The organism is Allostreptomyces psammosilenae (assembly GCF_013407765.1).
Taxonomy (GTDB): domain Bacteria; phylum Actinomycetota; class Actinomycetes; order Streptomycetales; family Streptomycetaceae; genus Allostreptomyces; species Allostreptomyces psammosilenae.
In genome coordinates this window covers 3,169,361-3,181,908 of record NZ_JACBZD010000001.1, presented here as the reverse complement: position 1 = coordinate 3,181,908, position 12,548 = coordinate 3,169,361, and the positions used below count along the sequence as shown (strand labels likewise).

Here is a 12,548-nt window from a genome sequence, read left to right as displayed (position 1 = left end):
GGGCGGGCCAAGTCTACACAAGACCCGGGGTGGATCTCACCCTCGTTGGGGAGTGGGGCGCGGGGGCGGGGCGGAGTGGGTCAGCAGACGGTGCCCTCCGGGGGGAGGGTGCCGTCCAGCAGGTAGGCGTCGATGGCGTCGTCGACGCAGGCGTCGCCGCGGGCGTACGCGGTGTGGCCGTCGCCGTCGTAGGTGAGCAGACGGCCGGAGGAGAGCTGGTCGGCGAGTGCCTCGGCCCAGGCGTAGGGGGTGGCGGGGTCGCGGGTGGTGCCGACGACGAGGATCGGGGCGGCGCCCTCGGCGGTGAGCGCGCCGGAGCTGCCGACCGGCTCGGCGGGCCAGTCCGCGCAGGTCAGGGTCATCCAGGCGAGGGACGGGCCGAAGACCACGGACTCCTCCTCGAAGCGGGGGAGGGTCTGCCGGACGTCCTCGGGGGCCTCGGCGGCGGAGGGCTGGTCCACGCAGTTGACGGCGGAGTTGGCGGCCATCGAGTTGTCGTACTCGCCGCCGCTGTCCCGGCCGTAGTAGAGGTCGGCCAGGCGCAGCAGGATGGAGCCGTCGCCGTCGTCGATGGCCTGGGTGAGCGCGGCGCGCAGGATCTCCCAGTCGGCCTCGTTGTACATGGCGGCGATGACGCCCACGGTGGCCAGCGACTCGGTGAGGTCGCGTTCCTCGCCGGTGGGCAGCGGGGAGGCGTCGACGCCGGCCAGGAAGTCGTCCAGGGTGGTCTCGATCTCCTCCGGGGAGGTACCGAGCGGGCACTCCTCGCCACGGGCGGCGCAGTCCTCGGCGAAGGCGTCGAAGGCCGTCTCGAAGCCCGCGGTCTGACCGAGGGACGCCTCCAGGGAGGTCAGGGCCGGGTCGACGGCGCCGTCGAGGACGAAGCGGCCCACCCGCTGGGGGAAGAGTTCGGCGTAGGTGGCGCCGAGGAAGGTGCCGTAGGAGGCGCCCACGTAGGTGAGGCGCTCCTCGCCAAGCAGCGCCCGCACCACGTCCATGTCGCGGGCGGCGTCTGCGGTGCCGACGTGCGGCAGGAGCTCGCCGGAGTTCGCCTCGCAGGCCGCGGCGAACTCGCTGTTGCTCTCCTGCAGGGCGCGGGTCTCGGTGTCGTCGTCCGGGGTGAGGTCGACGGCGGCCCACTCGTCCATCTCGGCGTCGGACAGGCAGGTCACCGGCGTGGACTGGCCGACGCCGCGGGGGTCGACGCCCACGATGTCGTAGCGGCTGGTGATCTCCTCCGGGTAGCCGGTGGCCGCGTACCGCGCGTACTCGATCGCCGACGCGCCCGGGCCGCCCGGGTTGACCAGCAGCGAGCCGAGGCGGTCGCCGGTCGCCCGGCTGCGCAGCAGGGCGAGTTCGATGGAGTCGGCGGCCGGTTCGTCGTAGTCCAGGGGGACGCGCACCGTGGCGCACTCGAAGGTCTCGCCGCCCTGGTCCGCCTCGTCGCACGGCTTCCAGTCCACCTGCTGCTCGTAGAACTCCCGCAGTTCCGCCGGGGGCGGGGCCGCGGGGGAGGGCGAGGAGGCGTCCGAGCCCGGGGAGGCGTCCGGCGAGGCCACCGGGGAGGCGTCGCGGTCGCTCGCCGCGGGTTCGCTCTGGCTGGAGCAGCCGGTCAGCAGCAGTCCGGTCGCCGCGGTGGCGACACACAGGGCTGCGGCTCGGTGCAGGGGGCTGGTGCGGCGGGTCAAGGTCGTGCCTTCCGGGCGGGCGATCAGTGGCGCGCTGGGACGACGGCGCTGGACGACAGCGGTGCGGCGGGCCTCGTCGGAGAGCCGAGGGGGAACGCCGGGGAACCCCCGCCCGGTCCGCCCCGCACCGTCCTGACGCCGAGCGTATCCGTAGCCGTGGCGGTCGGATGTTAGTTCCGGCCAGGACAGGGCAGGCGGAACTATGTCAAGAGCTGATGAACTATCTGAATATCCCCCCATACCTCCACTCGGGGATATTCCGGACGGAATCACGGAGGTTGTGACATGGGCATTCTCGGCTGGATACTCCTCGGCCTGGTCGCCGGTCTCCTCGCGAAGGCCCTGATGCCGGGCCGGGACCCCGGAGGCATCATCGTCACCACGCTGCTCGGCATCCTCGGCGCCCTGCTCGGTGGGTTCCTGGGCAACGCGCTGTTCGGCGCCGACGCCATCGACGAGTTCTGGGACGTCAGCACCTGGTTGGCCGCGATCGTCGGCTCCGTGATCCTGCTCATCATCTACCGCATGGCCACCGGTCGACGGACGCACCACTGAGCCCGCCGGGTCGGCAACCCGCCGGCCGCCGGGCCCCGCTCACCCACCGGGCACCTCCGCGGGCTCGTCGAGGTGCTCGGTGAGGTAGGCGAAGGCGTGCTGGAGGAGGGCCGACCGGTCCCCCGCCGGAGGCCCGGCCTCCGGCGGGGACTCCGCCGGCGCGGGGAGCGTCTCCGCGGTGGGGACCGTCTCCGGCGCCGGCGCCGGCGCCGACGAGGTGAACAGGCGGACCCCGGCGACCCCCCGCAGGTCACCCGCCGCCGCCCGAGCCGATCGGGCGGCGGCGTCGTCGTGCACCGGCCACGCCAGCAGGATCCGCAGCGGCCGGTCCCGCGGGTCGCCCGGCGCGCCGGCCGCCGCGTCACCGGCCGCCGCGCCGCCGGCCGCCGCGTCACCGGGCGCCCCGTCGTCGGCCGTGCGGACGGCCGGGTAGCTGCCGTTCATCCCCACGGCGGCGCGGTAGGCGGAGACGTGGTCGACGGCGTCCCGCACGGCACACGCCGCCTGCGCCCCCGCCCCGGCGATCGCCCAGGCGGTGCGCTGCCCGAGGACCCGGAAGTGCGCGCCCAGCGCCGCCCGCAACCCCGCGTGGTCCAGGGCGGCACACGCCGGCCCCTCGCCGGGATGGTCCACGACGGCGATGACGAACGGGTCGGCGCCGCCCTCCCGGACCTCCGCCAGCGAAGCGCGCCCGTACTCGGCGGCGACCACCGCCCCCGGATCCGACCCGTCGGCGGCGCCGCCGGCGCCACCACCCTCAGGGGCACGCACCACCAGCACCGGGAACGCGCGCCGCTCCCCCGCCGCCAGGTACTGCGGCGGCAGCCAGACGTGCACCCGGCTGCCGTCCGGCCGGACGGAGGAGTACAACCGGCCCTCCCCCACCTCCCCGAGGTCCTCGAAGGCCTGCGCCGACGGCGCCGCGTCACCGCTGGCCGCCGCCCCGTCCGAGTACGGGCCCCAGACCGGCGACGGCCCGCTCCCGGCGAGCGCGGCCTCCGCCCGCCCACCGTCCGAGCCGGCGGTCAAGTCGCCGGGCGACCCGCCGGTCAGGCCGCCGACCGCGGCGGGCAGCAGCCCGGCCGCACAGACCACCGCCGCCAGCGTGCCGATGCCGCTGCGGGTGGCCGAGCGGTAGTCGGTCTCCAGCTCGTACGCCCGCCCGGCCCGCTGCTCACCGAGGCGACGCACGGTGACCCGCAGCAGGAGGGGCACGGACACCACCGAGAGCAACGCCAGCACCAGCAGGACCGCCGCACCCACCACACCCACCCCCTCGACGCTCCCGCCCGACGGATCGGCTCCAACCAGACCGAGGGTGCCGTCTCGGAGCGCCGCCGGGGCGCCGACCCGGCCGGCGGAACCCGCGCGGCGGCCATGGATCACCCGAAGGCGGGACCCCGGATCACCCGGTCGGGGGAACGGCCCGCCGCGGCGGCGTCCAGGCGACCTCCGGGCGGCGTCGGGCGACGGGCCGGGCGCGGTCGTCGAGCACCGGGCCCGGGCGGGGCGCGCCGGAGGGCGGGCGCGCCGGGAGCCGGCCGTCAGCCGGTGCGCAGCGCCATCGCCATGGCCTCGACCGCGAGCAGCGGCGCGGCGTTCCGGTCGATCGCCTGCCGGCAGGCCAGCACCGCGTCGATCCGCCGCAGCGTGGCCTCCGGGGTGGAGGTCCGCGCGATCCGCTCGATGTCCGCCGCCAGCTCGGCGTTCACCCGCTCGACGGACGCCCCCAGCTGGGTGGCCAGGACGTCCCGGTAGAAGCCGGCGAGGTCCACCAGGGCGCGGTCCAGGGTGTCCCGCTGGGTGCGGGTGGCCCGCTTCTTCTGCTTGGCCTCCAGCTCCTTCATCACCCCGGCGGTTCCGGGGGGCAGGCGGCCACCGGCACCGGAGGCCGCGCCCAGCGCGGCGCGCAGCTCCTCCGTCTCCCGGGCGTCGAGCTCCTCCACGGTCTCCTTGGCGTCCGCCGCGGCGGCGTCCACCAGCCGCTGGGCGGCCGCCAGCGCCAGGCCGACGTCCTCCAGCTGCGAGGGCAGCCGCAGGGTGTCGGCGCGGCGGATGCGCGCCCCCTCGTCGGTGGCCAGGCGACGCGCCCGCCCGATGTGCCCCTGCGCGGCGCGCGCGGCGAACGCGGCCATCGCCGGGTCGACGCCGTCCCGGCGCACCAGGACGTCGGCCACCGCCTCGACGGACGGCGTCCGCAGCACCACGTGCCGGCAGCGGGAGCGGATCGTCGGCAGGACGTCCTGCAGGGAGGGCGCGCACAGCAGCCACACGGTGCGCGGCGCCGGCTCCTCGACGGCCTTGAGCAGGGCGTTGGCGGCGCCCTCGGTGAGCCGGTCGGCGTCCTCCACCAGCACCACCTGCCACCGGCCGCCGGCCGGCGACATGGAGGCGCGGCGCACCAGGGCGCGGATCTCGTCCACGCCGATCGAGAGCACCTGGGTGCGGAGCTCCTCGACGTCCGCGTGGGTGCCGACCAGCGTGGTGGTGCAGCCGTCGCAGTGCCCGCACCCGGGATGGACGTCGCTCTCCGGGGCGGTGGAGGTGCACTGCAGGGCGGCGGCGAACGCGCGCGCGGCGGTGGCCCGGCCGGAACCGGGCGGTCCGGTGAACAGCCAGGCGTGCGTCATCGAGCCGCGGCCGGCCTCCGCGTCGGGCGCGCCGCCCCCGCCGGGTACGGCCCCGGCCGCCTCCGCCGACCGCCCCGCCTCCTCCGCCTGCGCGGCACCGGCGACCGGCGCCGCGGGGTGTGCACCGCCGGCGACCACGGTCCGCGCCGAGGCGGCGGCCGCGCGCAGCTGCTCGACCAGCCGCTCCTGGCCGATCAGGTCGTCCCAGACGCTCATCCGACGGTCACTCGTTCCTCTCTCGGCAGGCCGGCCACACCTCTGGACGGCCGCCCCCTCCGTCTCCAGGGTGCCGCATGCCGCGGACAGCCCGGCGCGGCGGCCCGTCGGGGCCCGACGGGGCCCAGCCGCGCCCCGGCGTCACGGGCGCCGTTCGGGGGCGCCGTTCCAGGGCGCCGTGCGCGGGTGGGACGGGCGCCCGACGCCCCTGCGGGCGTGCGGCGCCCGTCCGGTCAGCCGTCCCGCCGGCGTCCCCAGCGCCGACGCCGGCCCCTGTCCCCGTCGGCGTCCCGCGGCGCGGCGTCCTGGGGGCCGGGACGGGGACCGAGCAGGTCGTCCAGCAGGCTGGGCCCCTCGTCCTCGTGGTCCGGGTCCTGCACGTTCCACACCGGCCCGGGGGCCGGCTCCTGGGGGCCTGGGACGAGCGGGGGGCCGGGGACGATCGGCGGCAGCACCTGGGTCTCTGCCTCGTCCCGCGGCTCGCGTCCCGGCGCCGCCGGTCCCTGCCCCTGCCCCTGCCCCACCCGGGGCAGTTCGCGGGTGACGTCCGGCTCCGTCGCGCGGCGCCCCGGGCGGCCCGAGGCCGTCGGGGAGCCGGAGGCGTCCCGAATCGCGGGCATCTCCCAGGTCTCCGCCTCGGGCTGGACGCGCTCGGGGGGACGGATCGGCGTGCGGGGCCGGGCGGCGGTGCCGCCCTCCCGCGGCGTCGCGGGGGCGGGAGGGCTCGCGGGGGTGGGCGTGGGCGTGCCGGTGCCTGCCGGAGTCCCGGAGGCTCCGGGCCGGGGCACCGTGGGGAGCTCCTTGGTCAGCTCGGTGTCCGGCTCGCCGCCCGAGCCGGAGGCGTCGTCCCGGGGAGGGGCGTCGTTCCGCTCGCGCTGCCGGCGCTCCTCCTCCGCCTGACGCAGGGCCTCCTGGGCACGGCGCCGGGCCTCCTCCGCCAGCCGCTCCTCCTCACCGCGGCGGGCCTCCTCGGCCAGGCGGGCCCGTTCGGCCGCACGGGCCAGTTCGGCCTGGCGGCGTTCCTCCGCCAGACGGGCCTCCTCCGCCAGCCGCGCCTCCTCGGCGAGACGGGCCTCCTCCGCCAGGCGGGCTTCCTCCGCCAGCCGCGCCTCCTCGGCGAGACGGGCTTCCTCGGCCCGGCGCAGGGCCTCCTCCGCCCGGCGGCGTTCCTCCTCGCGGCGGCGCTCCTCCTCCGCGCGACGGCGCGCCTCCTCGGCCCGGCGGGCCTCCTCCAGCTTGCGCCGTTCCTCTTCTTCGGCCCGCCGACGCGCCTCCGCCTCGGCCCGTCGGCGCGCCTCCTCGGCCCGGCGGCGGGCCTCCTCCGCCTTGCGTTCCTCCTCGCGGCGGCGCTCCTCCTCCTTGCGGGCGCGCTCCCGCTCGGCCTCCTCGGCGCGCAGCCGGGCGAGGAGCTCCTGACGCTCCTTCTCCCGGGCGGCCTCCTCGGCGGCGCGCCGCTCGGCCTCCTCGCGCGCCCGGCGCTCCTGCTCGGCCCGCGCCTCCTTCTCCTTCTCGGAGAGCGGCAGCTCGCGGTCCAGCCGGTGGCGCACCTCGGTGGTCACCGCCTCCGCGTCGCGGGCGGCGTCGAGGACGAGGTAGCGGGCCGGATCGGTGGCGGCCAGGGTGAGGAAGCCGTTGCGCACCCGCTCGTGGAACTCGACGGACTCGGCCTCCAGCCGGTCCGGGGCGTCGGTGAAACGATCCTGGGCGAGCGCGGGGTCGATGTCGAGCAGCACCGTCAGGTTCGGCACCAGCCCGCCGGTGGCCCACTGCGAGATGTGCGCGACGTCGGACGGCGTCAGTTCGCGGCCCGCGCCCTGGTAGGCGACGGAGGAGTCGACGTAGCGGTCGGAGATCACCACGGCGCCGCGCTCCAGGGCGGGCCGGATGACCGTCTCGACGTGGTGGGCGCGGTCGGCCGCGTAGAGGAGGGCCTCGGCGCGCGGGGAGACCTCACCGGTGTCGACGTCCAGCAGCATGGCCCGGAGCCGCTTGCCGATCTCGGTGCCGCCCGGCTCACGGGTGACGACCACCTCGTGGCCCTTGTCCCGGATCCACTGCGCGATGGCGCGGACCTGCGTGGACTTGCCGGCGCCGTCGCCGCCCTCGAAGACGATGAAGTAGCCGGTGGAGGCGGTGGCCCGGCGTGGGGCCGCCCCGCCCTGGGCGGCACGCAGCACGTCGCGGGCCATCGAGGTGCCCGCCCGGTCGTCGATGCGGTGGAGGACGAGCAGCGCGCAGGCCACCACCAGCAGGCCGGCGAAGAACATCACCAGGCCCGCGTTGCCGTAGGTCAGCCGGAAGGCGCCGCCGCCCAGCTCGCCCGGGCTGAAGGCCGCGGCCACCAGCGGCACGGCGACGACGAGGATCGCCGAGCCGCAGCGGGTGATCGCGAGCAGCCGCTCGGCGGTGTCCCGGTCCCGGTCCTGCTCGTACTCCTGCACCAGCAGGGCGCGGGCGACGGCGGCGGCGGTGCCGGCCGCCATGCCGACCAGCGCCGTGAAGAACAGGACGAGCACCATGTTCTGCACGGCCCCGGCGAACGCCAGCGCCACGCCGGCGGCGCCGAGCGCCAGCACGGCGAGACGGCGGCGGCTCAGGCCCGGCAGCAGCCGGGGGGCGCGGAGGTGGCCGAGCCAGGTGCCGGCGAGCACGGTGAGGACCAGCAGCCCGTAGCCGACCGGCCCGGCGCCCAGCTCGGCGGCGCGCAGCACGGCGAGCGCCGCGGAGACCGCCACCACGCCTCCGGCCACGGTCGCGGCGGCGGTGAAGGCCCGGGCGTGCCCGGTGCGACCGCGCGAGCCGGCGCCCCGGGTCTCCGTGCCGACCGAACCCGTTCCGGCCGGACCGGCGGCGGACGTGCCGGCGACGGAGGTGCCGGCGACGGAGGTGCCGGCGACGGACGTGCCCACGCCCTGCGGGGTGCCCGCGCCCTGGGGGGTGGTCGCGGCGGTACCGGCCGCGGCCGTGCCGCTCGCGGCGCCGTCCCTGCCACGGGGGCGGGGGCGGCGCAGACCGTGCAGCACGCTGCGCGGGCGGCCGGTGGCGGCCGAGCGTTCCGGCACGTGCCGGAGGTAGGTCAGCACGGCGGTGGCGACCAGCAGGGCCGCGGCGGCAAAGGAGGGCAGCGCCAACTGGTGCCGGTGCACCCAGTCCACGCCCGCGCCGACGAGGTTCCCGACCAGGGTGACGGCCACCAGGGCACCCGCCCCGGCGGTGAACGCCACCTGCTGGGTCGTCCGGTCCAGGTCCGCGGAGGCGTCCTGGTGCGCCGGCGAGGGCAGCACGGCCGGCACGCAGGTGGCGCGCGCGGCGCTGCCGAGGCGCTCGGCGATCCCCATGGCGAAGGAGGTGCCGAGCAGCCAGCCGACGGCGGCCCCCTCGTACCACAGCACCCACAGGGGGGCGAGAACGAGCAGCACCGCCGCGAAGGCGTCACAGCCGATCATGGTCCAGCGGCGGTCCAGCCGCCGCACCACCGCCACCGTGACCTGGTCCAGCAGCACGGCACCGAGCAGCCAGACGGCGAGCAGCCGGGCGCCGAGGGCACCGGCGAGGGCCAGCGCGGCCATCCGGGCGGGCTGGTCCGGCGCGCCGGCCAGGGCCGCCTCGACGGTCAGCGCGACCACGGCCAGCAGCCCGAGGGAGTCCCCCAGGCCGCCGAGTGCGCGGAGGATCCACAGGCCCCGGTAGGGGGCGTGCTCCAGCAGGCTGCGGCGTACCCGGGCGGCGTCGAAGGGGCCCTGCGGCAGGACGGGAGCGACCGCGCGCACGGCGCCGCCCTCCCCCGCCGCCTCCCGCTGGTGGGCCCGCGCGCCGCGATCGCCCTGGTCGCCTCCGCCGGCGCTGTCAGCGCGCCCGCCAGGGTCGCCGTGCTCCCCCGGGTCGGTGCGGTCGGCGCGATCGGTGCGGTCCACGGGCTCGTGGTCCTGTCCCACGCTGCTGACGCCCTCCTGGTTCTGGCTCGATCTCGCCCGGTCTTCGGCCTGGCGAGCTGACATGTCACGGGCCTGGCGGATGGGGTCGGACGGCCGCTCGACGCTCCCCGCGGCCGACGTCGTGGCCTCGGGAGCCACCGAGCCGTCCGGCTCGGGCTGCTGGGCACGTGTCATTCCGCCAGCCTAACGAGTCGAGAAAGCGTCCGATCCGTAGCCGATACGTTCACGAAAGCTTCCCCGGAACATCGTCGAATCACCGCCATTCGACCGCGGACGCATCACGTTCGGCCCTTCGCCTGCCCGTCCGCGTCCCCGTGTTCCCGTGTTCCCTTCCCCCGTGTTCCCTTCCCCGCTCCGCGCATCCCGCCCCCTCCGCCTCCTCGCCCGGACGCGTCGGCGAACCCCCTCACCGATCGAGCCCTCCCCGCCCATCCCCCGAAGCGCCGGGTGGGGCCCGCGCCACGGCGCGAGCCCCACCCGATCACCCGGAGCCCTCCTCGGACTCCGGCTCCGGCTTCCGCGGCGCGGCGGTCTTCGCGGTGGCCGTCTTCTTCGCCGCCGTTTTCTTGGCGGTGGTCTTCGCCGCCGTCGTCTTCGCCGCCGCGGTCTTCTTCGCCGGGGCCTTCTTGGTGGCCTTCTTCGCCGTCGTCGTCTTCTTCGCGGCCGACTTGGTCGTCTTCTTGGCCGGCGCCTTGGCGCGCTTCTCCGCGAGCAGTTCGTACGCCCGCTCGGCGGTGATCTCCTCCACGCTGTCGGCCTGGCGCAGCGTCGCGTTGGTCTCGCCGTCGGTCACATAAGGACCGAACCGGCCATCCTTGACCACCACCGGCCGCCCGCTCACCGGGTCCTCGCCCAGCTCCTTCAGCGGCGGGGCCGCCGCCCGGCGTCCGCGCTGCTTCGGCTGCGCGTACAGCGCCAGCGCCTCCTCCAGGGTGACGGTGAACATCTGCTCCTCGGACTCCAGCGAGCGGGAGTCCGTGCCCTTCTTCAGGTACGGGCCGAACTTGCCGTTCTGCGCGGTGATCTCCTCGCCGGACGCCGGGTCCACGCCCACCACGCGCGGCAGGCTGAGCAGCCGCAGGGCGTCCTCCAGCGTGACCGTGTCCAGCGACATGGACTTCAGCAGCGAGGCCGTCCGCGGCTTGACCGCGTTCTTCCCGGTCTTGGGGGTGCCCTCGGGCAGCACCTCGGTGACGTACGGGCCGTACCGGCCGTCCTTCGCCACGATGGTGTGGTGCGGCGGGTTGGGATCCGTGCCCAGCTCGCGGTCGCCCGTCGGCTTGGCGAGGAACTGCTCGGCGAGCTCCACGGACAGCTCGTCCGGCGGCAGGTCGTCCGGCACGTCCGCGCGCACGCCGTCGCGCTCCACGTAGGGGCCGTACCGGCCGACCCGCAGCACGATGCCGTCGCCCACCGGGAAGGAGCTGACCTCCCGGGCGTCGATCGCCCCGAGGTCGGTGACCAGGTCCTTCAGGCCGCCGAGGTGGTCGCCGTCGACGCCGCCCGTGCTCGCCGCCCGCGCCGCCTCGCCGAGATCGCCGCTGGGCTCCGCCGTCTCGCCGAAGTAGAACCGCCGCAGCCACGGCACGGACTCGGCCTCGCCGCGCGCGATCCGGTCGAGGTCGTCCTCCATCTTGGCCGTGAAGTCGTAGTCGACCAGCCGGCCGAAGTGCTGCTCCAGCAGGCCCACGACGGCGAAGGCCAGGAAGGACGGCACCAGCGCGGTGCCCTTCTTGAAGACGTAGCCGCGGTCCAGGATGGTGCCGATGATCGACGCGTAGGTGGAGGGGCGGCCGATCTCCCGCTCCTCCAGCTCCTTGACCAGGCTGGCCTCGGTGTAACGGGCCGGCGGCTTGGTGGAGTGCCCCTCCGGGCGCAGTTCGACGGCGGTGAGCGCGTCGCCCTCGGCCAGCGGGGGCAGCCGGCGCTCGCGGTCGTCGAGCTCCGCGTCCGGGTCGTCCGCGCCCTCGACGTAGGCCTTCATGAAGCCGTGGAAGGTGATGATCTTGCCGGTGGCGCTGAACTCCGCCTCGCGCCCGGGCAGCTCGGCGCCGTCCACCGCGCCGGCCTGCGCAGTGCCGCTCACCTTCACGGTGACCGACTGGCCCACGGCGTCCTTCATCTGGGAGGCGACGGTGCGCTTCCAGATCAGCTCGTAGAGGCGGAAGTCGTCGCCGGTCAGACCGGTCTCCGCCGGGGTGCGGAAGCGGTCCCCGGACGGGCGGATCGCCTCGTGCGCCTCCTGGGCGTTCTTCACCTTGCTGGCGTAGGTGCGCGGGGCGTCGGGCAGGTACTCGGCGCCGTAGAGCTGGGTGACCTGGGCGCGGGCCGCCGCCACCGCCGTCTCCGACAGGGTGGTGGAGTCCGTGCGCATGTAGGTGATGAAGCCGTTCTCGTACAGCTTCTGCGCCACCTGCATGGTGCGCTTGGCCCCGAAGCCGAGCTTGCGGGACGCCTCCTGCTGCAGCGTCGTGGTGCGGAAGGGCGCGTACGGGCTGCGCTTGTACGGCTTGGACTCCACCGAGCGCACCTGGAACGGCGCCACCCGCAGGGCCTCGGCCAGCGCGCGCGCCCCGGTCTCGTCGAGCTGCAGCACGGGGGCGCCGCCGCGGACGGAACGCAGCACGCCGTCGGAGCCGAAGTCGCGACCGGTCGCGACACGGCGGCCGTCCAGCGCGGTCAGGCGGGCCGTGAAATCGGCCGGGTCGCCACCGGAGGCCGCCTGCGCGGCGCGGGCCGCGGCCTGGGCGGCCTGCGCGAAGGTGCCGCTGATGTCCCAGTAGTGGGCGGGCACGAAGGCGATCCGCTCGCGCTCGCGCTCCACCACCAGGCGGGTGGCGACCGACTGCACGCGGCCGGCGGACAGCCGCGGCATGACCTTCTTCCACAGCACCGGGGAGACCTCGTAGCCGTAGAGGCGGTCGAGGATCCGGCGGGTCTCCTGGGCGTCGACCAGGCGCTGGTTGAGGTCGCGCGGGTTGGCCACGGCCTGCTGGATGGCGTCCTTGGTGATCTCGTGGAACACCATGCGGCGCACCGGCACCTTGGGCTTGAGCACCTGCTGGAGGTGCCAGGCGATGGCCTCCCCCTCGCGGTCCTCATCGGTGGCGAGGTAGAGCTCGTCGGCGTCGGCCAGCAGGCTCTTCAGCTTGGCGACCTGCGCTCGTTTGTCGGAGTTCACCACGTACACGGGCTCAAAGTCGGCGTCGACGTTCACGCCGAGACGGGCCCAGGGCTGCCCCTTGTAGGCGGCCGGCACCTCCGCCGCTCCGTTGGGGAGGTCGCGGATGTGACCGACGCTCGCCTCGACCACGTAGCCGGGGCCGAGATACCCCTTGATCGTCTTCGCCTTGGCGGGCGACTCGACGATGACGAGACGCCGCCCGGCGTTCGCGGTCCTGCTGGTCGACACGTTCGCTCTTCTCTCCCGATCGTAGTTGCGGCTTGGCGGAGTGTGACCGTAGTCCAGGCCCCCCTGTCAAACGGGAAATCCGACCCATGCCACTCGAACGGTAACCCGACCC

The 12,548-nt window shown here is 75.9% G+C and carries 6 protein-coding genes; 1 reads left to right on the top strand and 5 read right to left on the bottom strand.

Translation table 11 applies throughout. The features are described 5' to 3' along the window. Positions 1-80 precede the first annotated feature (80 nt). The gene (locus FHU37_RS12985; protein WP_246449850.1) at positions 81-1,688 is read right to left on the bottom strand and encodes an alpha/beta hydrolase; all 1,608 of its coding nucleotides are present in this window, start codon (positions 1,686-1,688) and stop codon (positions 81-83) included. Positions 1,689-1,973: 285 nt separating this feature from the next. Between FHU37_RS12985 and FHU37_RS12980 the strand changes: the two genes are divergently transcribed. Beyond that, positions 1,974-2,243 carry a GlsB/YeaQ/YmgE family stress response membrane protein gene (locus tag FHU37_RS12980; RefSeq protein ID WP_179814341.1) on the top strand — a complete coding sequence of 90 codons (270 nt, stop codon included), beginning with the start codon at positions 1,974-1,976 and terminating at the stop codon, positions 2,241-2,243. Between the two features lie 39 nt (positions 2,244-2,282). On the opposite strand, the gene FHU37_RS12975 is transcribed toward FHU37_RS12980, so the two are convergent. From FHU37_RS12975 to topA, 4 genes are all read right to left on the bottom strand, one after another. Continuing rightward, positions 2,283-3,506 carry a hypothetical protein gene (locus tag FHU37_RS12975; protein ID WP_179814340.1) on the bottom strand — a complete coding sequence of 408 codons (1,224 nt, stop codon included), beginning with the start codon at positions 3,504-3,506 and terminating at the stop codon, positions 2,283-2,285. 281 nt (positions 3,507-3,787) lie between these two features. After that, the gene (locus FHU37_RS12970) at positions 3,788-5,089 is read right to left on the bottom strand and encodes a DNA polymerase III subunit delta' (RefSeq protein WP_179814339.1); all 1,302 of its coding nucleotides are present in this window, start codon (positions 5,087-5,089) and stop codon (positions 3,788-3,790) included. 233 nt (positions 5,090-5,322) lie between these two features. Beyond that, positions 5,323-9,198, bottom strand: coding sequence for a dTMP kinase (tmk, locus tag FHU37_RS28990; protein WP_179814338.1), 3,876 nt, complete (start codon positions 9,196-9,198; stop codon positions 5,323-5,325). 307 nt (positions 9,199-9,505) lie between these two features. Continuing rightward, entirely contained in the window at positions 9,506-12,436 is a 2,931-nt protein-coding gene (gene topA, locus FHU37_RS12960; RefSeq protein ID WP_179814337.1) for a type I DNA topoisomerase, read from the bottom strand. Positions 12,437-12,548: the final 112 nt, after the last annotated feature.

Bases quoted from the DNA above. Each gene is read 5' to 3' on its own strand.
- FHU37_RS12980 (WP_179814341.1), top strand. From the start codon at position 1,974: ATGGGCATTCTCGGCTGGATACTCCTCGGCCTGGTCGCCGGTCTCCTC.
- FHU37_RS12970 (WP_179814339.1), bottom strand. From the start codon at position 5,089: ATGAGCGTCTGGGACGACCTGATCGGCCAGGAGCGGCTGGTCGAGCAG.
- tmk (WP_179814338.1), bottom strand. From the start codon at position 9,198: ATGACACGTGCCCAGCAGCCCGAGCCGGACGGCTCGGTGGCTCCCGAG.